A 20,332-nucleotide genomic window follows, 5' to 3' on the forward strand; every position below is an offset into this window, starting at 1 on the left:
ACAACCACGACGAAACTCCGCCCACCGTCGCCACGGCAATAACGAACGGCAGCGAATGGAAGCCGCTCGATCGCGCTCAGCGAGCGTTCGCGGAAGTTTGGTTGGCGCGGTCGCGGCTCGCGCCGCTCCTACAGGGGGCTCACCGGCTTACGCGTCAGTCTTGCGCACGCAACAAGGCTTCCAACGCATCGCGCGGCAGCTTGCCGGTGTCGTTGCGCGGCAGCGCCGCCACGCGCTTGAGCGGGCGCGGCAGGAACACCGAATCCACGCTGCGGCGCAGTTCGGCCAATATCTGCGCCGCGCTCAGCGTCGGCGCCACCGCCAGCGCGGCGACGCGGCGCACGCCGAAAGCGTCGGCTTCGTCGAGCTGGAACACTGCGCCGTCCTCGACGCCTTCGATCGCCAGCAGCTTGCGGGTCAGATCGCCGAGCGAGGCGCGCTTGCCGGCGATCTCCAGAAGGTCGGCGGCGCGGCCGCGCACGTGGAAGCGGCCGTCGGGCTCGACTTCCATCAGGTCGGCGAGCACCACCGCCTCGGGCAGGTGCGGGGCGTGGATCGCGGTGCCGTCGGGCTGCGGACACACGCGCACGCCCGGCAGCGGCGTCCACGCCTGCTCGCGCGCGGTGCGGCGGCGCGCGAACACGCAGGTTTCGGTCGAGCCGAACACTTCGCGCACTTCGCAGCCGTAGCGATCTTCCGCCGCGCGCGCCAGCTCCACGCTCAGCGGCGCGGTGGCCGAGACGATGCCGGCCAGCGCCGGCAGTTCGACCTGCGATTCGATCAGCGCGCGCAGGTGCACCGGCGTGGTCACCAGCAGCGGCGGGGTCGCCGCGTCGGCGGTCGCGCGCGCCACGTCGGCGGGAAAGAACGGCCGCTGCGCGTGCACCGCGATCGGGCCGAGCAGCGGCAGCAGCACCGACATCTCCATGCCGTACATATGCTGCGGCGGCACCGTGGCCACCACTTCGGTCGCGCCGTCCTCGCGCAGCAGCCCGTCGAGCGCGGCCAGGTTCTGCGCGGTGCTGATGCGGAACCCGCCCCAGGTCTTGAGGTTGGGCTTGGGCTGGCCGGTGCTGCCGGACGTGAAGCCGATCGCCAGCAGGGCCGCGTCGTCGACCCGCAGCGGCTCGCCGTCGAGCGGCGCCAGGGCCTCGTCCAGGCGCAGGTAGCGCGGCGGCGGCGGATCGAGTTCGAGATCGCCGATGCAGTAGCTGTCGGGATAGCGGCCGAGCACGTCGTCGACGATGGCCGGCGCGCGCGAGGGCGGCAACAGGTTGATCTGGCCGCGCACCGCGACCGCGCACAGCGCGACCAGGAAGCGGTAGCGGTCCTCGCACAGGTTCACCGCGTGGCGCGCCTGCGGCAGGGTCGCGGCGAGCGCGCGCACGTCGGCTTCGAAACCGGCGCGGTCGACGCGGCCGTCCGGGCCGAAGGCGAGGATGCGCCGCGGCGCGCCGGCCAGCAGCTCGCGCTGCTCGGATTCGCAAATAGGCTGGGGCGCCGGGGCGCTCTGGCTCGGATCGATGACCGCTGACATTCGCTGTGGTTTTCCGCGTTATTGCCTGGAACTTGCCGGGTGCCGCCTGATCGCAGGCTGACGAGCCTGCGCACGCGGCCGCCTATTGCGACCCCACGCGCCGCCGCCGCGCCCCCGCGCGGCCGCCCTGGCCGGAACCCGATCCCCTGGGTTTAGCTTACGCTGACCGGCCCGACGCACCGCAAGCCCAAGCCTGTTCATGTCCCTGTCCGCCCGCTCAACCCCGCCTGTCGTCGTGCCGCGCTGGACCTGGCTGCCGCACCCGCACGGCCAGCCGGCGCAGCCGCCGGCGCGCGCGTGGCTTGCGGCCGAGTTGGGCGATCCGGACCTGCAGGTGCGCCGCGACGGCCGCCAGCGCCCGCACCTGCAGCCGCCGCACCAGGCCTGGGACTGCAACTGGAGCCACAGCGGCGAACGCCTGCTGGTGGCGCTGGCGCACGGCGCCCGGGTCGGGGTCGACCTGGAGCGGCTGCAGCGGCGGCCGCGCGCGCTGGAAGTGGCCAAGCGCTATTTCACCGAGCGCGAAGCGCAGTGGCTGGCGGCGCAGGACGACCGCGACCTGGCCTTCCTGCGCCTGTGGTGCGCCAAGGAAGCGGTGCTCAAGGCGCACGGGCACGGGCTGTCGTTCGGGCTGCACCGGCTGCGCTTCGAAGCCGACGCGCAGGGGCTGCACCTGGTCGAGTGCGACGCCGAGCTGGGGACGCCGGAGCAGTGGCGGCTGGACGAGATCGCGCCCGGGCCGGGCTATCTCGGCGCGATCGCGTGGCGGCCGAAGCCGCTGTAGCAGCGGCGCGAGCCGCGACTGCGGGAACACAACGACGACGAAACCTTGCGCCGCGAGCGGGAAAGCCAGCGGTCGCGGCTTGCGCCGCTCCTACAGGGGCTGCGGCCAGTTCCGCTGGTGTTGGGCGATAATCGCCGCGATGAACGCCCCCATTTCCCTACCGCCCGGCCTGCGCGGCGAGCTCGAGGCCGGCCTATCCGCGCTCGCGCTCGACCCGGCGCTGGCCGCGCCGCTGCTGGACTACCTGGCCCTGCTGGCGCGCTGGAACCGTACCTACAACCTCACCGCCGTGCGCGACCCGCACGAGATGGTCGGCAAGCACCTGCTCGATTCGCTGGCCATGCACCGCTATGTCGATGCCGTGGCGGCGCGCGGCGGCGCCCTGGCGGATCTGGGCACCGGCCCGGGCCTGCCCGGGATTCCGCTGTCGATCGTCAAGCCCGGCCTGCGCGTGACCCTGGTCGAGAGCAACGGCAAGAAGGCCCGCTTCATGCGCGAGGCGCTGCGCCAGCTCGGGCTCAAGGACGCGCGCGTGGCCGAGTCGCGGATCGAGGCCTTCGCCGAGCCCGGCGCCTACGACGCCATCACCGCGCGCGCCCTGGCGACCTTGCCGCTGATCCTCGAACTCGGCGGCCACCTGCTCAAGCCCGGCGGGGTGCTGCTGGCGATGAAGGGGGTGCGGCCGGACGAGGAGATCGCCGCGCTACCCGAAGGCTGGGAAGTGCGCGCGGTCGAGCCGATGGCGGTGCCGGGGCTGGCCGCGGAGCGGCATATGGTGGTGATCGGGCGGCGCGGCGAGGGCTGAGCGGGCGCTCGCGGCGGCGCGGGGCGGCCTTGGGCGGGTACGCGCCTGGGCCGCATTGACGCCGCGATGGGCTACGGCGCGGTCGCGGCTTGCGCCGCTCCTACAGGGGCTTCGGGCGATTACCGTACGGCGGCTGGCCCAGGCGTCTGTTGGGCCCGGCACGCCGGGCCGGTCCAGGCCACTTCAAGCGCGCGGCGGCCCGGGCGGGCATAATCCCCTGTCCGGTCGGCGCCTGGCGCTGCCCGCATCGCTCAACTTTCTTTCTTTTCTCACTCCGCAACCGCAGGGGACGAGCCGCATGGCCCGCATCATCGCCGTCGCCAATCAGAAGGGCGGGGTCGGCAAGACCACCACCGCGGTCAACCTGGCCGCCGCGCTCGCCGGCACGCCCAAGCGCGTGCTGCTGGTCGATCTGGACCCGCAGGGCAACGCCACGATGGGCAGCGGCATCGACAAGCGCCAGCTCGAGGACTCGATCTGCGACGTGCTGCTGGGCGAGGCCGACGCCGCCGCCACGATCGTGCAGGCGCCGGAGAGCTTCGACCTGTTGCCGGGCAATATCGACCTCACCGCGGCCGAAATCCGCCTGATGAGCGAAGATGCGCGCGAACAGCGGCTCAAGCGCGCGCTCGAACCGCTGCGCGGCAACTACGATTTCATCATCATCGACTGCCCGCCGGCGCTGTCGCTGCTGACCTTGAACGCGCTGACCGCGGCCGATTCGGTGATCGTGCCGATGCAGTGCGAGTACTACGCCCTGGAAGGCCTCAGCGCGCTGATGGAGACCATCGACGCGCTCAAGGCCCAGCTGAATCCTTCACTCGAAATCGAAGGCGTGTTGCGCACCATGTTCGACGTGCGCAACAACCTCGCCAACGCCGTCTCCGCCGACCTTACGACCCACTTCGGCGACCGGGTCTTCCGCACCATCGTGCCGCGCAACGTGCGCCTGGCCGAGGCGCCGAGCTTCGGCCAGAGCATCGTCGGCTACGACAAGGCCAGCCGCGGCGGCATCGCCTACCTGGGCCTGGCCGGCGAAGTGCTGCGCCGCCAGCGCGAGCGCGACCAGGCGGCGGCCAAGACCGCGCGCGCGGCCACCGCGGAGACCCCGGCATGAGCAATCCCGCCAAGAAGCGCGGCCTCGGCCGCGGCCTGGAAGCCTTGCTCGGCCCCAAGGCCGCCGCCGAAGCCCCGACCCTGGTCGAGGCCCAGCCCGGCGACCTGCTGCGGCACCTGCCGGTGGATTCGCTGAGCGCCGGCAAGTACCAGCCGCGCAAGCACTGGGACGAGGAAAAGCTCGCCGAGCTGGCCGAGTCGATCAAGGCCCAGGGCGTGATCCAGCCGATCGTGGTGCGCGAGATCGGCGAGCGCGGCGGCAAGACCTACGAAATCATCGCCGGCGAGCGCCGCTGGCGCGCCTCGCGCCTGGCCGGGTTGGCCGAGATCCCGGTGGTCATCCGCGAAGTCGACGACCGCACCGTGGTCGCGATGGCGCTGATCGAGAACATCCAGCGCGAAGACCTCAACCCGCTGGAAGAAGCGCAGGCACTGACCCGCCTGATCGACGAATTCGACCTCACCCACGCCCAGGCCGCCGAGGCCGTGGGCCGCTCGCGCGCGGCGGTGTCCAACCTGCTGCGCCTGCTCGAGCTGCCGGGCGAGATCCGGGTGCTGGTGGAGACCCGTTCGCTGGAAATGGGCCACGCCCGCGCCCTGCTGACGCTGGCGCCGCAGGCCGCGATCGCGCTGGCCCGGCAGGCCGCCGAGCTGGGCTGGTCGGTGCGCGACGTCGAACACCGCGTGCAGCAGCTCGCCGCCGGCAAGGTGCCGGTGGCCGGCAAGCCCAAGCCGGTCAAGGCCAAGCCGCAGGCCGACATCGTCACGCTCGAGCGCGAGCTGTCGGAATCACTCCAGACCAAGGTCAACGTGCTGCACGGCCGCGGCGGCAAGGGCCGGCTGGTGATCCACTACACCGACCTGGATTCGCTGGAAGGCGTGCTGGAAAAGCTGCGCGGCAAGGTCGAGGCTTGAGCCTCGCTCAGGGGCTTGCTTGTGCGAGGGCCTTCAGGCCCGATGCTTTTTTGTTCCACAACGCCGCGAACTGACTGGAAAGCCTCGGGCCTGAAGGCCCTCCCACAAGAGCCGACCGGGTCGAAGCTGTACAAGCTGAACCGAGTACCGGCTCGGTCGGTTCCCCTTAGCCTGCTCGCGCCGCCCTCAGCGGCCGCATCCGCGTTTTTTGTTGTGACCACAACGCCGGATCGCGAGGGGTAATCCACTAAACTTATGCCTCCGTCCCCCGCCGCCTGCCTTGCCGGATTCCGTCCGGCCGGGCGCCGGGCGTCGCCGGTACGGCATGAATACGCAGCAAAATCCACCGAGCAAGGAGACGCAACGATGAAATGGATGGCCGCCGCCGCGCTGATGCTGGCCCCGGTTCTGGCCTGGGCGCAGACCGGCACCTGCCCCGGGCTGAAGAATCCGGACCTGAAGTGGAACCAGCGCCAGGGCGACAACTACACCCTGTGCTACATCGAACTGCCCGGCAGCGTCAGCACCGGTTTCGGCGTCTACGTCGGCCACCGCACGTTCAAGCCGGACAAGAAGGCCAAGGCCGAGAAGGGCACGGTCGGCACCCAGCAGGTGCAGTGGTACACCAAGGCCACCCCCGGCAACGCGCGTCCCTACTCGCGCGAGGCGATGATCGTGATCCCCGGCGACAAGCCCAAGAGCAAGCTCAAGGTCTACGCCTGGATCGACGCGGCCACCGCCGAGCAGCTCAACCAGGCCTATGCCATCGCCAAGCAGGTGGCGCTGAACTGAGCCGCGGCCGGTCCGCCCGGCGACCGCGGCGCGCGCGCAATGCGCGCGTCGCGGGCAGGCGGCGATAATGGGCGTCCGTTCCGACCGTCGGCCCTTCGCATGACCATCCTCGTCACCGGCGCCGCCGGCTTCATCGGCGCCAACGTCTGCCGCGCGCTGCGCGCCCAGGGCCGCGCCGTCGTCGGCCTGGACAACTACAACGACTACTACGACCCGCAGATCAAGCGCGACCGCGTCGCCGCGCTGTGCCCGGACGTGGACCTGCGAGCGCTCGACCTGAGCGACCGCGACGGCCTGGCCGCGCTGTTCGACGAGTTCGCCTTCGACCGCGTCGTCCACCTGGCCGCGCAGGCCGGCGTGCGCTATTCGCTGAGCAATCCGCACGCCTACGTCGACAGCAACCTGGTCGGCTTCGTCAATCTGCTGGAACTGTGCCGCCACCGCGGCGTGCAGCACCTGGCCTATGCCTCGTCCTCGTCGGTGTACGGCGATTCGGCGACGCCGCCGTTTTCCGAAGACCAGCGCATCGACAAGCCGCGCTCGCTGTACGCGGCGACCAAGGCCGCCAACGAGCTGATGGCCTACACCTACGCCCAACTGTACGGCCTGCGCGCCACCGGCCTGCGCTTTTTCACCGTCTACGGCCCCTGGGGCCGGCCGGACATGGCGCCGCTGCTGTTCTCGCGCGCGGTCCTGGCCGGGCGGCCGATCGAGGTGTTCAACCACGGCAAGATGCGCCGCGACTTCACCTACATCGACGACATCGTCGCCGGGGTGATCGGCGCGCTCGACCACCCGCCGCAGGACACCCCGCCGCACCGGGTGTTCAACCTCGGCAACCACACCCCGGTCGAGCTGGAGCGCTTCATCCAGGTCCTCGAGGACGCCGCCGGCCGCCCGGCGCAGAAGGTCTATAAGCCGATGCAGCCCGGCGACATGGTCGAGACCATGGCCGATACCAGCCGCGCCCATGCCGCGTTCGGCTTCGAGCCGGCGACCTCGATCGAGACCGGCCTGCCCGGCGTGGTCGCGTGGTGCCGCGACTATTTCGGCGACAATGCCTGACATTCGCCCGCGTTCGGCGCTTTTGTTGAATAGTTGACCGAAGTAACGCAGCCCGCGACGGTTCCGACCGAATCTGAACATTCGCGCGGGTAAGCTCCGCGGTTTGCGCCGGCGGCCGGGCCGCGGACAATGAATCGTTAAAACCGGCGCGGCATCTTTGCTGCATCCCAGGCAGGTGGAAGGCGCATCCCGACCACACGCCGGACTTGCTCCCGCCGGACATCCCCCGACTCCTCGAGCTCCATCCATGACCCAAACCCCACAGCTGTCGGTCGTCGTCCCGGTGTTCAACGAACAGGACAACGTCGCGCCCCTGGTCCAGGAGATCACCGCCGCGCTGCGCGGGGTGACCGACTTCGAAATCGTCTATGTCGACGATCATTCGCGCGACGGCACCCTGGCCGCGCTGGAAGCGCTCAAGGCCGGCGTGCCCGAGCTGCGCGTGCTGCAGCACGTGACCCAGAGCGGGCAGAGCACCGCGGTGCGCAACGGGGTCAAGGCCGCGCGCGGCGCCTGGATCGCCACCCTCGACGGCGACGGCCAGAACGACCCGGCCGACATCCCCAAGCTGCTGGCCAAGCGCGCCGAATCCGGCGCCCAGTTCAAGCTGTTCGCCGGCTGGCGGGTCAACCGCCAGGACTCGGGCAGCAAGCGCTGGGCCTCGAAGTGGGCCAACGCGATCCGCAGCCGCATGCTGCGCGACGACACCCCCGACACCGGCTGCGGGATCAAGCTGTTCGAGCGCGCCGCGTTCCTGGAGCTGCCGTACTTCGACCACATGCACCGCTACCTGCCGGCGCTGATGCAGCGCGCCGGCTACCAGACCGTGAGCGTGCCGGTGAACCACCGCGCGCGCGGCGCCGGCGTGTCCAAGTACAACAATCTCAACCGCGCCCTGGTCGGCATCAGCGACCTGCGCGGCGTCGCCTGGCTGATCCGCCGCGGCAAGCTGACCCAGATCGTCGAACGCTGAAGGACCGCGCTGCATGGACTTCATGAATTCCCCGATCGAATGGCTGACCTGGACCGGCCTGCACATGTCGCCGTGGAAGCTGATCGGCCTGATCGGCGCGCTGATGTTCGGCGGCCGCTGGCTGGTCCAGTTCGTCGCCAGCAAACGCCAGGGCAAGCCGGTGATCCCGCGGCTGTTCTGGTACATGAGCCTGGTCGGCAGCGCCATGACCCTGAGCTACTTCGTGTTCTCGCAGAAGCAGGACTCGGTGGGCGTGATCCAGAACCTGTTCCCGGCGTTCACCGCGGCCTACAGCCTGTATCTGGACATCAAGCACCGGGGTTGGCATCGGGATAAGGCCAGTCACTGAGGGCTAGATGCGTCGCGGTGGAGCCCTGGATATTCGGCTCCGCCGAAGTGAAGCGGAGCCCGCGTTCGCGGGAATGACGGTAGGTAGGTTCCGCGACGCCAGTCTCGGGCCGTCATCCCCGCGGAGGCGGGGATCCAGAGACTTCAGCGTCATGCCTGGATAAAGCCCTGGATTCCCGCGTTCGCGGGAATGACGTCAGGTGGGTTTCGCGGCGCCCCTCCCACGCCGCCATCCCCGCGAAGGCGGGGATCAATAGACTTCAGCGTCATGCCTGGATAAGGCCCTGGATTCCCGCCTTCGCGGGAATGACGGTAGGTGGGTTTCGCGGCGCCCCTCTCACGCCGTCATCCCCGCGAAGGCGGGGATCCAGAGCCTTCAGCGCCCTGCCTCGGCGACCCTTGAACCCGGTGGTCTCACCAGCCTCGGCGAATCTTCGGACCACCTTCCCGGTCACCCACCCGCGCTTGCCAGGGCTGTGGATAACCCGCATAATGCGCGGCTCGCTGTGTCCGGCCCGTTCTCAGGAACGGTCCGGGCGGTCCCGGAAGCGCGATTCCGGCCGCCAAGGTGCAGCGGGGGTTTCCACCTGTATCGCGCGGTGCCTCACGGCATCGGGGCCGCCGCCTCCCTGGCCAAGGGAAGCATCCAACCTTTTGAGGTGCGCAATGTCCCGCGTATGCCAAGTAACGGGCAAGCGAACGACGACCGGCAACAACGTCTCGCATGCCATGAACAAGACCCGCCGCCGTTTCCTCCCCAACCTGCACGAGCGCCGCTTCTGGGTCGCCAGTGAGAACCGTTGGGTGAAGCTGCGCGTTTCCGCCCACGCCCTGCGCACCATCGACAAGAACGGTATCGATTCCGTCCTCGCCGAACTGCGCGCCCGCGGCGAAAAGATCTAAGGAGGATCGACCATGGCTTCCAAGCGCGACAAGATCCGCCTGATCTCGACGGCGAACACCGGTCACTTCTACACGACCGACAAGAACAAGAAGAACACCCCGGGCAAGATGGAGATCAAGAAGTTCGATCCCGTCGTCCGCAAGCACGTGATTTATAAGGAAGGCAAGATCAAGTGACGCAATGGCGCGTTCGCGCCTAGCGCGAACGCCTTGGCCATTGCGTCATCCCCGCGAAAGCGGGGATCCAGAGCCTTCAGAAGAGAACCCGCCTACACGGCGGGTTTTCTTTTGCCCGCGATTCGCGCGGACGGTCCACACCAGCGACCAGCGCCGCGACCTGCCGCCCCGCAGTCGCGGCTCGCGCCGCTCCTACAGGGAGCACCCGATTTCCGCGCGAGTCCGATCGCTACCTGTAGGAGCGGCGCAAGCCGCGACCGCGCCACCGCACCGACGACGCAAGCAAACCCGCAAGAGGGACTCCAACCCCCGCCCGCCCCATCGCCACGCCCCCACGGCGCCGCGATCCGAGCCGACAGCATCAGGACTGAAGCCCCTCCCACCTACCGCTCAGCCTGCGCTCGCACGCATCACGGAATCACGCCGCCGAAGTAGGTCGACACCTGCGGCCAGATCAGCGAAATCTTCGCGCCCGAATTGAAGCAGCCGCCGAAGTGGTGCAGCGCCAGCACCTTGCCGCTGGAGCGCGCGATCACCGGCGAACCCGAGCTGCCGCCTTCGGTGTCGCAGTAATAGCCCACGTCGCTGTTGGCGGCGTTGCCGGTGACGCTGGGCGCGTCGACGCGGCACTTGCCGGTGCTGTTCTGGGTGTCGGCGACGCTGAGCTCCTTCATCCGCCCGCCCGGATGGCCGGCGATGAAGATGCCTTCGTTGGCGGTCGCCGCACGCGGATCCAGGCCGAGGAAGCCGAAGCTGGAGATATTGGCGAAGTTCTTCACCGTGAACAGCGTGTAGTCGAGCGTGACGTCGGTCTTGAGCAACTGGTCGCCGGTCACCTTGGTCACCGTCGCCTGCGCGCCGGTGCAGGTGCTGCGCTGGTAGTTGAACCACAGCTCGGTGCTGGCCACCGCGGCGGCGGTGCTGAAGCAGTGGTTGTTGGTGAACATGCGGTTGCTCGAGCTCACCCGCCACGCGGTGCACAGGCTGCCGCTGCTCATCAGCGCGCGCGCCACCGGCTTGGAACCGTTGAAGGCCTGGGTGTCGCTGCTGGAATAGCAGGCCGCGGCCTGCTTGTTGTCGGTGCCGCAGATCGACTTGCCGCCGACGTCGGTGTTCAGCAGGCCGGCCTTGCCCAGTTCCGGCAGCATGTCTTCCGGATAGCCTTCCAGATAACGCGAGACCTTGACGCCGTGATCCTTGCGCCACGGCTCGCGCGCCTGGCCGACCAGGCGCAGCACCGCGACCGGCCCGGAGATCGACATCGCCGAGAAGCGGCTCTTGCCGTCTTCGCCGAGGTCGGCGGCGACGGTGAAGCCGTCGCGATGCTCGGCGCTGTAGCGATAGACCTCGCGGCCGTCGGCGCTGGCCACTTCCAGGGTCACGCCGGCCGGCAGCGAGAACTGTTCGAAGTGGACCTTGATGAAGGAGGCGTCGGGCGTGCGGATTTCCACCGCCTTGGCGCCGGCATCGACGCCGGCGCGGCCGACGCGGCCGGGCTGCGCGCCCAGTTGCAGATCGGCGGCGCGCACGTCGGCGACCTTGATCGGCGCCGGTGCGCCGGGCGCGGTTTGCGCCGCGACGGGCAGCGACAGGCACAGCGCGCTGGCAAGCAGCGCGGGCACGAGCAGTTTCGGCATTGCGTGGTTCATACGCTGGTCCCTCCTGGGATAAAGCGGCGCGAACGCGACACGAAGCGATGCGGCGTACAGGCGCGCGCCGACGCGCCGCGCGAGCGGCGGACGGGCGTGGCGAGTGCTGCGCCGGAGACGGTTGAGGTGGCGCACGGCGAGGCCCGGCCGTGCGCGGGCGACCTTGGCAAATGCCATCGGGGCAAACCGTGATCGCGGTGGAGTCCGCGGCGCGCGCGGACCGGTGCGTGGCGGAACCTTGATAGGCCGCTCAGCGCGACTGTGGCGCGGGTGGAGCGCGTTCAGTGCGTTGCGGATGAAGGGGTGCGCGTTGCGGCAGGACAGCAATGCGCGGGGCGGTGGGATTGGGGTTTGGGATTCGCGTGCGACGTGTGGAGGGCCATCGATAACGGTCAGGCAACCACCGCGCCCGCTCTGTGCCGTCATCCCCGCGAAGGCGGGGATCCAGGGCTTTACCGAGGCAGGGCTCTGAAGTCTCTGGATCCCCGCCTTCGCGGGGATGACGTACTGGCAAGAACGGCGGCTCCTGTGGGAGGGCCTTCAGGCTCGACGCTTTTCGCTCGGCCGCCGAAATTCCACCCCATACCCGTAGCCCCCGATCGTCGCGTCCCGCCACACCGCAGCTGAGCACCCCGCCCAAAGTCGCACCCCACCCGCAACCCGCCCCCGCCACCGACCCCGTACACTCGACCGACCCCAACCACCCCGTACCCGCGCCCTTGATCCCCGGCTGGATCCTGCTGCTGGTCTCGGCCGGCTACGTCGGCCTGCTGTTCGCGGTCGCCTACTACGGCGACCAGCGCGAGCGTTCGCCGCGCGCGCGCTGGCTGCGCACGGCCGTGTATTCGCTGGCGCTGGCGGTGTACTGCTCGTCGTGGACCTTCTACGGCGCGGTCGGCACCGCCGCGCGCACCGGGCTGGGCTTCCTGCCGATCTATCTAGGCCCGCTGCTGATGCTGGCCTTCGGCTGGCGCATTCTCGAGCGCCTGGTGCTGATCTCCGGCGAGCACCGCATCGTCTCCATCGCCGACTTCCTGTCCTCGCGCTACGGCCGCGCGCCGGGGCTGGCCGCGCTGGTCGCGGCGGTCGCGCTGACCGCCGCGGTGCCCTACGTCGCGCTGCAGTTCAAGGCGGTGGCGATGAGCGTGGAAGTGCTGGCCGGCGTGCCCGCCGACGCCGGTCTGCTCGCCGACCCGGCGTTCTACGTGGCGATGATGCTGGCGGTGTTCGCTATCCTGTTCGGCACCCGCCGCGTCGACGCCACCGAGCACCACCACGGCATGGTCCTGGCGGTGGCGCTGGAATCGCTGGTCAAGCTGATCGCCTTCGTCGCCATCGGCGTGTTCGCGCTGATCCACCTGCCGGGCCTGGGCAGTTACGGCGAACGCATGGAACAGGCCGCGCGCGTGGTGCTGCGGCCCGGCCTGCCCGACGGCTTCATCACCCAGACCCTGCTGGCGTTCACCGCCATCGTCTGCCTGCCGCGCCAGTTCCACGTCGCCGTGGTCGAATGCCAGGACCCCAACGACCTGCGTTCGGCGCGCTGGCTGTTCGGCGGCTATCTGGCGCTGATCAGCCTGCTGGTGGTGCCGATCACCCTCACCGGCCAGGCCGTGCTCGGCGGCACCGGCGTGTCGCCGGACACCTACGTGCTGGCGCTGCCGCTGCAACTGGATCGGCAGGCGCTGGCGCTGATGGTCTACATCGGCGGTTTCTCCGCCGCCACCGGCATGGTCATCGTGTCGTCGGTGGCGCTGTCGACCATGGTCAGCAACGACCTGGTGATGCCGCTGCTGCTGCGCAGCGGCGTGCTGCACGAAGGCGCGCCGCACCAGAGCCCCGGCATCGACCGGCAGGTGCTGTGGGTGCGCCGGGTCACCATCGTGATGCTGGCGCTGATGGCCTACGGTTACCACCGCGCCTCGCTCGGCGCCAACGGGCTGGCCCAGCACGGCCTGCTCGCGTTCGCGGCGGTCGCGCAGTTCGCACCGGCGCTGATCGGCGGCCTGTACTGGCGCGGCGCCAGCCGCGCCGGCGCGCTCGCGGGCCTGTTCGCCGGCACCGTGGTGTGGAGCTACACCCTGCTGCTGCCGGCGCTGAGCCGGATCGGCTGGATCGACCAGCGCTGGCTCGCCACCGGCCCGCTCGACATCGCCTGGCTGCGCCCGGAGCAGTTGTTCGGCCTGGTCGGCTGGGACCCGCTGACCCACGGCACGTTCTGGTCGCTGCTGTTCAACGTCGGCGCGTTCTTGTTCGTGTCCGCGCGCCAGCGCCCGCGCCTGCAGGAGCAGTTGCTGGCCGCGCCGTTCCTCGACCCCTACGTGCGCCGCCCGGCGCTCGGCCCCGGCGGCTGGGCCGGCAGCGTGCGCGGCGGCGAGCTGCTGGCGCTGGCCGAACGCATCGTCGGCGAACGCCACGCGCGCCGCGCGTTCGAGGAGTACGCACGCCAGCAAGGCCGCGACTGGCAGCCCGAACTGCCCGCCGACCGCGCCCTGGCCCAGTTCACCGAACGCCTGCTGGCCGCGGCGATCGGCGCGGCCTCGGCGCGCCTGACTCTGACCAGCGCGCTGCGCGGCTCGGGCATGGAACTGGGCGAAGTGGTCGCGCTGCTCGACGAGGCCAACCAGGAGCTGCGCTTCAACCGGCAGGTGCTGTCGACCACGATGGAAAACATCAGCCAGGGCGTCAGCGTGGTCGATCCGCAGATGCGGCTGGTGGCGTGGAACCGTCGCTATCAGGAACTGTTCGACTACCCCGACGGCATGCTCTACGTCGGCCGCCCGGTCGCCGACCTGCTGCGCTGGAACGCCGAGCGCGGCGAGATGGGCCCGGGCCGGCTCGACGAGGCCAGCATCGACGAACTGGTGCGCCGGCGCCTGGCGCATCTGCGCGCCGGCGCGCCGCACGTGTTCGAACGCGTGCGCCCGAACGGACAGGTGATCGAAATGGTCGGCCGGCCGCTGATCGGCGGCGGCTACGTCACCAGCTACAGCGACGTCACCGACTACAAGCGGGTCGAACAGGCGCTGCGCGAGGCCAACGAAAACCTCGAACAGCGCGTCGAGCAGCGCACCCAGGAAGCCGAATCGGCGCAGCAGTCCAAGACCCGCTTCCTGGCCGCGGTGAGCCACGACGTGCTGCAGCCGCTCAACGCCGCGCGCCTGTTCACCGCGGCCTTGCGCGAGAGCGACAGCCCCGACGAACAACGGCGCCTGGCCGAGCGCGTCGACGCCTCGCTGCGCGCGGCCGAGGATCTGCTCGACGGCCTGCTCGACATCTCGCGCCTGGACGCCGGCGCGCTGCGGCCGGAGCCCAGCGATTTCGACGCCGGCGAACTGCTGCGCGAACTGGCCGCGCAGTACGCGCCCAGCGCCGCCGGCCGTGGCCTGTCGCTGCGCGTGCGCGCGCCGCTGGGCGCGATGCCGGTGCGCAGCGACCGCCGCCTGCTGCGCCGCGCGTTGCAGAACTTCCTCGCCAACGCGCTGCGCTACACCCGCGAAGGCGGCGTGCTGATGGCCGCGCGCCTGCGTCCCGGGCTCGGCCCGACGCAGCCGGACCGGGTCGAGCTGCAGGTGTGGGACACCGGCCCCGGCATTCCCGAGCATCATCTCGAACAGATCTTCGACGAGTTCCGCCGCTTCGACCAACCCGGCAGCGGCGGCGAACGCGGCCTCGGCCTGGGCCTGTCGATCTGCCAGCGCATCGCCCGCACCCTCGACCACCCGCTGCGGGTGCGCTCGCACATCGGCCGCGGCAGCGTGTTCTCGATCAGCGTGCCGTGCGGGCGGGTGCCGCGCGAAGCGGCGGCGGCCGAGACCGTGCAACCCGGGCTGGCCGACTCGCTGGCCGGCTTGCGCGTGCTGTGCATCGACAACGACCGCGAAATCCTCGACGGCATGCGCGCCCTGCTCGACCGCTGGGGCGCCAATGCGCTGCTGGCGGCCACCGTCGACGACGCGCTGGCGCTGCTCGGCGAAGCGCCCGACGTGGCCCTGGTCGACTACCACCTGCACGACCGCCTCGACGGCCTGGCCACCATCGACGCGGTGCGCGAACGCCTCGGCCGCGAACTGCCGGCGGCGCTGCTGACCGGCGACGGCAGCGACGCGCTCAAGCACGCCGCGCGCGACCGCGGCTGCCGGGTGCTGACCAAGCCGATCAAGCCCGCGTCGCTGCGCGCGTTCCTGGCGGCGCAGCGGCCGGCGGCCTGAGCCGTCCCGCGCCGTTGTCCGGCCTGAGCCGCGCGCACTATCCTGATCCGACGCGGCAAGCGACGCCGATCCGGCGCCGAGGCCGCGCCGCACAGGGGAAACCGATGCACGCGCACCGACGCTTCGTCCTTCCGATCGCTCTCGCGCTGGCGTCCGCGCTGGCAGGCGCCGCCGGGCTCGCCGCCGCCGCACCCGCGAGCGCGCCGGCCAAACTGCGTTTCGACGGCATCTACCAGGCCGACTCGGGGCGCGGCCACTTCTTCTATCTGCGCTTCTACGCCGACGGCGTCGTGGTCTCGGTGTCTTCGCCCGAGCCGGCGCAGTCGGTCAACGATTGGTTCAACCGCAACTGCGCGGTGCTGCCGCGCGGCGCGTACAGCGGACGCGACGGCCGCGTCGCGTTCACCACCCAGGCGCGGGTGGGCTCGGTCGAATACGCCGCGACGGTCGGGCCCGACCGGCTCGACGCGCATATCCGTTCGCTGATCAACGGCCACGAATCGGACCAGGCCTTCCGCTTCGTGCCGATCGCACGGCTTAGCGAGCAACCGTCGGCGGATGCGCCGGCCGCCTGTCGCGGCTAGGCGCTTGCGGGCAGCGGCGGCGCAAGCCGTCGGCGCGCGAAGCCCGGTGTTGCGGTGCGCCACTTGGTCGTCGCGATCCTGCAAGGCGACGGGCCGCTGCGGCGAATCGAAGCTCGCAAAAACATGAACGAGGCCGCCGCCTGCGCAGCCTCGCCGCCGCGCGCGCGCCGCTCAAACGCCGGTTCCCGCTCGCGAGCCTGAATCGTTAACTTTTTCCGCTGAACGAGGCGCGATCCGATGCGTTTTGCGGCTTGAGATCGGCCGCCATCGCCGACACCATAACGCTCGGATGCCTGGCCACTTCGCGTTGCGACGGATCGCGACGAATCGACCGCAGGGACCTCAAGCGCCGGCGTCCACTCCCCCCGCTGCGACAGTCGCGCAGCCCATCGCACGGCCAGCGCTCGCCGGTGCGATCTACGCCGATCAGGCGTGGATCGGCCGGCGGCCTCGCGGCGTCTTCCGATCCGTTGCCGCCGCGCTCAGTCGGCCTCTTCCGGCGGCGGCACGATCGCCCCCGGATCCAGCGCCAACCGCCCGGCGATCAGCACCGCCTGGGTGCGGTTGTTGGCGCCGAGCTTGCGCAGGATCGCGGTCACGTGCGCTTTGACCGTCGCTTCCGACACGCCCAGCTCATAACCGATCTGTTTGTTGAGCAGGCCCGCGCCGAGCATCTGCAACACCCGGAACTGTTGCGGGGTGAGATCGCGCAGGCGCTGCGCGGCCTCGTGCTCGTCGGCGTTGGCCGCGGGCGCGGCGATCGCGGCCGGCGGCGCCCAGCGGTCGCCATCGAGCACGGTGGTGATGGCCTCGCCCAGGGTCGCGGCGTCGGCGGATTTGGGAATGAAGCCGACCGCGCCGTGGTCGAGCGCGCGGCGCATGGTCGATGGCTCTTCGCGCGCGGACACCACCACGATCGGCAGCTGCGGATGCAGCGCGCGCAGGTGCACCAGCGCGCTGAAACCCTGCGCGCCGGGCATGTTGAGATCCAGCAGCAGCAAGTCGGCGTCGGATTCGGCCTCGACCAGGGCGTACAGCGCGTCGACGCTGTCGGCCTCGCGCAGGGCCGCCTCGGGCAGCACCCGCGCGACCGCGCCGCGCAGGGCTTCGCGGAACAGCGGATGGTCGTCGGCGATCAGCAAGGTGGGCATGGGGGCGGCCTGTAGGCAGTGCAGAGCGGGGCGCCGCGGACGACGGGACGAGGACGAGCTGGGAACGATCTTACGTCCGCACCCCGCATCGCCGGCTATTGGACGATGGGTGAAGGTGAGTGAAGCGCGGGTGGGCGGCGGCATGAACCGCGTCGCAGAAATCGCCGCCGGCGCCGCTGCGGACAAGAAAAGGCCCGTCCCGCGGGGCGGGACAGGCCGGAAACAGCCCTGAGGCTGGAGAGCGGCTTACTGGAGGGTGGGCCGGATAGGGACGACGCGGTCCCGGCCGGGCCGGGACCGCGCGGCGGAGATCGCCTTACTGGAAGTCGTACTTGACCCCCACGGTGAAGTAGCGGCCGATCGCGCCGCTGGAATGCATCGGGTTGTAGTTGATCGCGCCGTAGGTCAGCGGATCGAGCGGAGCGATCTTGTCGGTGACGTTCTGGATCGAGCCGAACACCTCGATGCCGTCGACCGCGCGCCAGCGACCGGACAGGTCGAAGGTGGTGAACGACGGAATCCGGCAACCGCCGCCCGGCGCCGGCGAACCGTCGGCGTAGCGGCTGGCGCAGGGATTGCCTTCGGCGGTGACGTTCTTGAAGCGCGAGATGTAGTTCACCACGCCGCTGAGCGAGAGGTTGCCGTATTCCCAGGTCGCGCCGAGGTTGATCTTGTCCTTGGGCGTGCCGATGCAGTTGGTGACGTCGCAATTGCCGTGGGTGCCGGCGTATTCGAAGACGGTGCCATCCTCTTCCTCGCGCTCGAACTTGCTGAGGTGGCTCCACTGCAGGTCGAGGTTGAGCCTGCCGGCGCTGCCCAGGTCGAAGCGCTGGCGCGCGTCCAGGTCGATGCCGCGCACCGTGGTCGAGGCCGAATTGACGTAAGCGGCCTGCGCGGCCAGCAGAGTGCCGGAGTTGGCCACGCCCGGCAGGTTGTTGTCGCTGCGGATGGTGCGCCCGGCGGCGACCGCGGCGGAGGTGGACTCCACGTTGATCTCGTTGGTGCGCTTGATCTCCCAGCCGTCGAGGGTGACCGTGGTGTTGGCGGTCGGCTCGAACACCAGGCCCAGGGTGTAGCTCTTGGATTCCTCGGGCTTGAGGTCGGGGTTGGGGCTGGTGATCACCGCGATCTGGATGTCGCAGTCGCGCACGCTCGCACCCGGCGCCGGATTGCCGCCGGGGCAGCGCACCGGATCGGCAGCGGCGGTGAACGCGGCCAGCCCGCCCTTGCCCGACTCGGCCGGGTTCGGCGCGCGGAAGCCTTCGGCGTAGGTCGCGCGCAACGCCAGCTGCTCGATCGGCTTCCACTTGATGCCGACCTTCGGCGTGGTCGCGTCGTCGCCGCCCTTGTACTTGTCGTAGCGCACCGCGCCGGACAGCTCCAGGCTTTCCAGCACCGGCGCCACCAGTTCGGCGTAGGCCGCGGCCACTTCCTGGGTGCCGCTGTAGGCCGAATAGCCCAGACCGATGATGTCGCCGACGTCGGTGTAGGTCTGCGGATCCAGCTCAGCCTTCTGCCGGCGCCACTCCGCGCCGAAGGCGATGCCGAGCGAACCGCCCTTGAGATCGGCCAGCGAGCGCGAGGCCTTGGCGTCGAACAGATCCAGCGTGGTCTTGCCGTCGGCGTGGATGGTCGGCGAGATGTAGTCGTACAGCGCCTTGGAATTGAGGTTGGCGTTCTGGCCGATGCGCCAGTAACCGCCGGGGCCGGTGCCGTTGGTCAGCGCGTCGCGCACCGCGCTGTAGCGCAGGAAGTTGTCGCGGGTGTTGGTCAGGTCGTTCTGCGAATGCAGATAGGCCGCGTCCACGTCCCAGCCGCCGAGGTTGCCTTTGACGCCGGCGAGGATGCGGCTGAATTCGCTGTCGGTGCGGATGGTGCGCGGGCCGACGTCGAACGCGGCGTAGCGCAGGTTCACCGACTGGCCCGGGAACGGATTGTCGGGATGGTTCGGGCCCAGCACCACCGCGCTGTCGCCGGAATCGCCGTTGATCGGCCCGCCCGGATAGCCCCAGGCGCCGGACACGCCCGAGGGCGTGTTGTGGAAGGTGCTCTTCTTGCGCGAATAGCCGGCCTCGACATAGGCCTCGAAGTTGTCCGACAGCGCGAAGGTGCCGCGGCCGAACAGGTTCACGTACTTCTCTTCCGGCGCCAGGCTGTTGAACTGGCCGGACTGCCACAGGCAGCCGCCGTTCGGGTCCTGCGGCGTCAGCGGCGACAGCTGCGCGCAACCGGGCAGCGACATGTACTGGCCGGTGGTCGGGTTCTTGACGTTGCCGGCCGGCGAACTGGTCGCGTCGGTGCCGAGGATGTAGCCGGACATGAAGCGCTTGGTCTGGCTGTAGCCCCACGGGCGCGCGTCGCCGGTGCCGATCCACTTGCGGTCGCGGCGATCGGCGACGCGGATCTCGTCGGTCTGTCCGCCTTCGAGGTTGAAGTAGACGTTGTAGCGATCCTGCTGGATGTCGCCGAAGCCGAAGGTCACCGAGGCCTTGCCCTGCTGGCCGTCGCCATAGCCGGACACGCCGTAGCTGCTGCGCACCGACACGCCCTTGAACTCCTTGCGCAGGATGATGTTGACCACGCCGGCGATGGCGTCGGAGCCGTAGATCGCCGAGGCGCCGTCTTTCAGCACCTCCACTCGTTCGACCGCGTCCATCGGGATGACGCTGAGGTCGGCGAACACTTTCTGGCCGTCGTCGGCCAAGCCATAAGGCGCCATGCGCCGGCCGTTGAGCAGCACCAACGTGGAGCCGGCGCCGAGGCCGCGCAGCGACACGCCGGTGCCGCCGGAGGCGAAGCCGGTGCCGTAGGTGCGCGGCACCGAGCCGGCGCCGTCGACGGTCAAGGTCTGCAGGTATTCGGCCAGCGTGGCCTTGCCGCTGCGGTCGATCTCCTGGCGCGTCACTACCTGCACCGGGGACGCGGTTTCCATGTCGCCGCGGCTGATGTTCGAGCCGGTGACTTCGATCCGGTCGAGCGTGGTGGTCGGCGCGGCGGTGCTGTCCTGCGCCTGCGCCTGTGCGGCGACCGGCGCGAGGCCGACGACGGCGGCGGCGAGCAGCGCGCGGCGGATCGCATGGCTGAGAGGGGCGTGCGGCATGATCGGCTGGCTCCTGATGACGGTGGATTCCCTGGAATCGCGACGGGGCGACGGCAGTGTCGGCAACCTCAGCGTTCGCGGTTGTGCGCATCGCGCGCGCACGCTGCGCGCGGACATCGCGATCGATGTCCGGCGCTTGCGCGATCGAGCGATCGCGCAGCGTGGCGCAGCGCGGCGGCGCTGACTGCGGCGGTGAGCCCCCTGATGCTTGGCTGCATTGCC

Annotated in this window: 18 protein-coding genes; 13 read left to right on the forward strand and 5 right to left on the reverse strand. The window is 70.2% G+C overall.

What is annotated here, in order from left to right:
* Window positions 1–154 precede the first annotated feature (154 nt).
* Window positions 155–1,537 (reverse strand): AMP-binding protein, encoded by a 1,383-nt coding sequence (locus BLU84_RS19320; RefSeq protein ID WP_083382875.1) that lies wholly within the window; start codon window positions 1,535–1,537, stop codon window positions 155–157.
* Window positions 1,538–1,736: 199 nt separating this feature from the next.
* Here BLU84_RS19320 and BLU84_RS19325 point away from each other — a divergent pair, with 199 nt between their 5' ends.
* From BLU84_RS19325 to BLU84_RS19340, 4 genes are all read left to right on the forward strand, one after another.
* Window positions 1,737–2,321 carry a 4'-phosphopantetheinyl transferase family protein gene (locus BLU84_RS19325; protein WP_074871062.1) on the forward strand — a complete coding sequence of 195 codons (585 nt, stop codon included), beginning with the start codon at window positions 1,737–1,739 and terminating at the stop codon, window positions 2,319–2,321.
* A gap of 139 nt (window positions 2,322–2,460) precedes the next feature.
* Window positions 2,461–3,126, forward strand: coding sequence for a 16S rRNA (guanine(527)-N(7))-methyltransferase RsmG (gene rsmG / locus BLU84_RS19330; protein WP_074871064.1), 666 nt, complete (start codon window positions 2,461–2,463; stop codon window positions 3,124–3,126).
* Window positions 3,127–3,424: 298 nt separating this feature from the next.
* Window positions 3,425–4,243, forward strand: coding sequence for a ParA family protein (locus BLU84_RS19335; RefSeq protein ID WP_074871067.1), 819 nt, complete (start codon window positions 3,425–3,427; stop codon window positions 4,241–4,243).
* Window positions 4,240–5,157 (forward strand): ParB/RepB/Spo0J family partition protein, encoded by a 918-nt coding sequence (locus tag BLU84_RS19340; protein ID WP_074871070.1) that lies wholly within the window; start codon window positions 4,240–4,242, stop codon window positions 5,155–5,157. The genes BLU84_RS19335 and BLU84_RS19340 overlap by 4 nt, the downstream gene beginning before the upstream one ends.
* Window positions 5,158–5,164: 7 nt before the next feature.
* Here BLU84_RS19340 and BLU84_RS28810 read toward each other — a convergent pair whose 3' ends face one another.
* Window positions 5,165–5,263 carry a DUF6053 domain-containing protein gene (locus BLU84_RS28810; RefSeq protein ID WP_425479415.1) on the reverse strand — a complete coding sequence of 33 codons (99 nt, stop codon included), beginning with the start codon at window positions 5,261–5,263 and terminating at the stop codon, window positions 5,165–5,167.
* A gap of 260 nt (window positions 5,264–5,523) precedes the next feature.
* On the opposite strand from BLU84_RS28810, the gene BLU84_RS19345 reads away from it, so the two are divergent.
* The 6 genes from BLU84_RS19345 (at window position 5,524) to rpmG (ending at window position 9,415) form a co-directional block, all read left to right on the forward strand.
* Complete coding sequence (locus tag BLU84_RS19345) at window positions 5,524–5,949, forward strand: hypothetical protein (protein WP_074871072.1); 426 nt, start codon at window positions 5,524–5,526, stop codon at window positions 5,947–5,949.
* A 99-nt stretch (window positions 5,950–6,048) separates the two neighbouring features.
* A complete protein-coding gene (locus BLU84_RS19350) occupies window positions 6,049–7,014 on the forward strand; it encodes an NAD-dependent epimerase/dehydratase family protein (RefSeq protein WP_074871074.1) in 966 nt (321 codons plus the stop codon).
* A gap of 247 nt (window positions 7,015–7,261) precedes the next feature.
* The gene (locus tag BLU84_RS19355; protein ID WP_074871076.1) at window positions 7,262–7,987 is read left to right on the forward strand and encodes a glycosyltransferase family 2 protein; all 726 of its coding nucleotides are present in this window, start codon (window positions 7,262–7,264) and stop codon (window positions 7,985–7,987) included.
* A 13-nt stretch (window positions 7,988–8,000) separates the two neighbouring features.
* On the forward strand, window positions 8,001–8,336 hold the full coding sequence (locus BLU84_RS19360) for a lipid-A-disaccharide synthase N-terminal domain-containing protein (protein WP_074871079.1): 336 nt from the start codon (window positions 8,001–8,003) through the stop codon (window positions 8,334–8,336).
* Window positions 8,337–9,001: 665 nt separating this feature from the next.
* The gene (gene rpmB / locus BLU84_RS19365; RefSeq protein WP_057916198.1) at window positions 9,002–9,238 is read left to right on the forward strand and encodes a 50S ribosomal protein L28; all 237 of its coding nucleotides are present in this window, start codon (window positions 9,002–9,004) and stop codon (window positions 9,236–9,238) included.
* 12 nt (window positions 9,239–9,250) lie between these two features.
* Entirely contained in the window at window positions 9,251–9,415 is a 165-nt protein-coding gene (gene rpmG / locus BLU84_RS19370; RefSeq protein WP_074871082.1) for a 50S ribosomal protein L33, read from the forward strand.
* Between the two features lie 410 nt (window positions 9,416–9,825).
* Here rpmG and BLU84_RS19375 read toward each other — a convergent pair whose 3' ends face one another.
* A complete protein-coding gene (locus tag BLU84_RS19375) occupies window positions 9,826–11,052 on the reverse strand; it encodes a trypsin-like serine peptidase (RefSeq protein WP_074871085.1) in 1,227 nt (408 codons plus the stop codon).
* Between the two features lie 731 nt (window positions 11,053–11,783).
* On the opposite strand from BLU84_RS19375, the gene BLU84_RS19380 reads away from it, so the two are divergent.
* Window positions 11,784–15,275 (forward strand): PAS domain-containing hybrid sensor histidine kinase/response regulator, encoded by a 3,492-nt coding sequence (locus BLU84_RS19380; RefSeq protein WP_074871088.1) that lies wholly within the window; start codon window positions 11,784–11,786, stop codon window positions 15,273–15,275.
* A 104-nt stretch (window positions 15,276–15,379) separates the two neighbouring features.
* Window positions 15,380–15,859 carry a hypothetical protein gene (locus tag BLU84_RS19385; RefSeq protein ID WP_074871090.1) on the forward strand — a complete coding sequence of 160 codons (480 nt, stop codon included), beginning with the start codon at window positions 15,380–15,382 and terminating at the stop codon, window positions 15,857–15,859.
* A 482-nt stretch (window positions 15,860–16,341) separates the two neighbouring features.
* Here BLU84_RS19385 and BLU84_RS19390 read toward each other — a convergent pair whose 3' ends face one another.
* Both BLU84_RS19390 and BLU84_RS19395 read right to left on the reverse strand, forming a co-directional pair.
* Complete coding sequence (locus tag BLU84_RS19390; RefSeq protein ID WP_074871092.1) at window positions 16,342–17,010, reverse strand: response regulator transcription factor; 669 nt, start codon at window positions 17,008–17,010, stop codon at window positions 16,342–16,344.
* Window positions 17,011–17,326: 316 nt separating this feature from the next.
* The gene (locus BLU84_RS19395) at window positions 17,327–20,110 is read right to left on the reverse strand and encodes a TonB-dependent receptor (RefSeq protein WP_074871094.1); all 2,784 of its coding nucleotides are present in this window, start codon (window positions 20,108–20,110) and stop codon (window positions 17,327–17,329) included.
* Here BLU84_RS19395 and BLU84_RS19400 point away from each other — a divergent pair.
* The gene (locus tag BLU84_RS19400) at window positions 20,109–20,294 is read left to right on the forward strand and encodes a hypothetical protein (RefSeq protein WP_074871096.1); all 186 of its coding nucleotides are present in this window, start codon (window positions 20,109–20,111) and stop codon (window positions 20,292–20,294) included. The two genes, BLU84_RS19395 and BLU84_RS19400, sit on opposite strands and share 2 nt — an antisense overlap.
* Window positions 20,295–20,332: the final 38 nt, after the last annotated feature.

Source organism: Lysobacter enzymogenes, from assembly GCF_900106525.1.
Lineage (GTDB): Bacteria > Pseudomonadota > Gammaproteobacteria > Xanthomonadales > Xanthomonadaceae > Lysobacter > Lysobacter enzymogenes.

Bases quoted from the DNA above. Each gene is read 5' to 3' on its own strand.
- rpmB (WP_057916198.1), top strand. From the start codon at position 9,002: ATGTCCCGCGTATGCCAAGTAACGGGCAAGCGAACGACGACCGGCAAC.
- BLU84_RS19350 (WP_074871074.1), top strand. From the start codon at position 6,049: ATGACCATCCTCGTCACCGGCGCCGCCGGCTTCATCGGCGCCAACGTC.
- BLU84_RS19340 (WP_074871070.1), top strand. From the start codon at position 4,240: ATGAGCAATCCCGCCAAGAAGCGCGGCCTCGGCCGCGGCCTGGAAGCC.
- BLU84_RS19385 (WP_074871090.1), top strand. From the start codon at position 15,380: ATGCACGCGCACCGACGCTTCGTCCTTCCGATCGCTCTCGCGCTGGCG.
- BLU84_RS19395 (WP_074871094.1), bottom strand. From the start codon at position 20,110: ATGCCGCACGCCCCTCTCAGCCATGCGATCCGCCGCGCGCTGCTCGCC.
- BLU84_RS19320 (WP_083382875.1), bottom strand. From the start codon at position 1,537: ATGTCAGCGGTCATCGATCCGAGCCAGAGCGCCCCGGCGCCCCAGCCT.
- rpmG (WP_074871082.1), top strand. From the start codon at position 9,251: ATGGCTTCCAAGCGCGACAAGATCCGCCTGATCTCGACGGCGAACACC.
- BLU84_RS19375 (WP_074871085.1), bottom strand. From the start codon at position 11,052: ATGCCGAAACTGCTCGTGCCCGCGCTGCTTGCCAGCGCGCTGTGCCTG.
- BLU84_RS19355 (WP_074871076.1), top strand. From the start codon at position 7,262: ATGACCCAAACCCCACAGCTGTCGGTCGTCGTCCCGGTGTTCAACGAA.
- BLU84_RS19360 (WP_074871079.1), top strand. From the start codon at position 8,001: ATGGACTTCATGAATTCCCCGATCGAATGGCTGACCTGGACCGGCCTG.
- rsmG (WP_074871064.1), top strand. From the start codon at position 2,461: ATGAACGCCCCCATTTCCCTACCGCCCGGCCTGCGCGGCGAGCTCGAG.
- BLU84_RS19325 (WP_074871062.1), top strand. From the start codon at position 1,737: ATGTCCCTGTCCGCCCGCTCAACCCCGCCTGTCGTCGTGCCGCGCTGG.
- BLU84_RS19390 (WP_074871092.1), bottom strand. From the start codon at position 17,010: ATGCCCACCTTGCTGATCGCCGACGACCATCCGCTGTTCCGCGAAGCC.
- BLU84_RS19335 (WP_074871067.1), top strand. From the start codon at position 3,425: ATGGCCCGCATCATCGCCGTCGCCAATCAGAAGGGCGGGGTCGGCAAG.
- BLU84_RS19400 (WP_074871096.1), top strand. From the start codon at position 20,109: ATGATCGGCTGGCTCCTGATGACGGTGGATTCCCTGGAATCGCGACGG.
- BLU84_RS19345 (WP_074871072.1), top strand. From the start codon at position 5,524: ATGAAATGGATGGCCGCCGCCGCGCTGATGCTGGCCCCGGTTCTGGCC.